General features: G+C 75.2%; 1 protein-coding gene. It reads left to right on the top strand.

From position 1 onward, the window contains the following. On the top strand, positions 1-1,334 hold a 1,334-nt coding region (locus AC1D01_RS34935; RefSeq protein WP_477874141.1), incomplete at both ends, for an adenylate/guanylate cyclase domain-containing protein.

The raw sequence follows: 1,334 nt of genomic DNA, 5'->3' as shown, positions 1-1,334 counted from the left end.
CGGCCGCGCCGAGGCGACCCGGCCGGTGCTGCCGGCGCTCGACAGCCCGGCCGTCGTGTCGACCTCGCTGGCGCGCGATGCCGTGCCGGCCGATGCGATCGCCGGGCTGCTGGCCGGGCACGACGTGATCCGCCTCGACAGCGGTGCGCCGCACGAGCTGCTGGCCGGCGTGACCTGGCTGYGCCCGCCCAAGCTCTTCGTCGTCGGGCAGGTGCCCGGGCTGCAGCTGGCACCGCTCGCGCAGCAGCTGGCGGTGCTCGGGGCGAGCCTGCTGGTCGTGCCGCCCGGCGACGCCAGCCCTGACGGCAAGGATGCCGGCTGGTTCGGCGCGCTGTGCGAGCGCCTTGCGCAGGCCCAGCCGATCGCCGAGGCGGTGCGCGCCGTGCGCGGCAGGCCCGGTGCACCGTGGCTGCAGCTGTACGGCGATGGCGATGCGGTGCTGGTGCTGCCCGACGCCCGCGCATCGGCCGGCAACGATGCGCGCCAGGTCACCTCGCTGTCGTTCGACTTCGTCGATTCCACCGGCTGGCTGCACCGGCTGGGCAGCGAGCGCTATGCGAGCCTGCTGGCCGAATTCCACCAGCGCTGCATCGCGCAGATCGAGCGCCACGGCGGCGTCGCCGACGATCCGCAGGGCGACGACGGCGTGATGTCGTACTTCGGCTACCCGGCCGCCAGCGAGCGCAGTGCCGAGCAGGCGGTGGCGGCGGGCCTCGCGATCGTGCAGTCGGTGGCCGGCATGTCGACGCCGGTGCAGGTGCGCATCGGCATCGCCACCGGGCGCGTCTCGGTGATGGCCGGCCAGCCGGTCGGCGTGTCGATCCACCTGGCCGCGCGGCTGCAGAGCAAGGCGGCGCCGGGCACGGTGCTGGTCTCCGACATGACGCTCGCGCTGGTGCAGCACCGCTTCACGGTGCAGCCGCTGGACGGCGTGCTGGCGCTGAAGGGCATCGAGGGCGCCCAGCGCGCCGGCGTCGTGCTGCACGACCGCAAGGAGCACCGGCTCGACGCGCTGCCGCGGCTCACCCCCTTCGTCGGCCGCGACGACGAGCTCGCCGCGCTCGGGCGCCACTGGGACGCGCTGCACGACGGCGCCATGCGCGTGGTGCAGCTGCGCGGCGATGCCGGCATCGGCAAGTCGCGGCTGGTGCGCGAGTTCCGCCACGGCCTGAAGGCGCGCGGCGCGCGCTCGTTCGAATGCCGCTGCCTGCCCGATCACGCGAGCAGCGCCTTCCATGCGGTGATCGACGCGATGCACCACTGGCTGGGCCTGCGCGACGACGACGACGGGCCGGCGCGCCTGCGCAAGCTGGCCGACGCGCTGCCGCCCGGCC

This window comes from Rhizobacter sp. P3_B12 (assembly GCF_056402895.1).
Note: the sequence above shows the minus strand (reverse complement) of the source record. Positions and strands in the feature narration are given on the sequence as shown.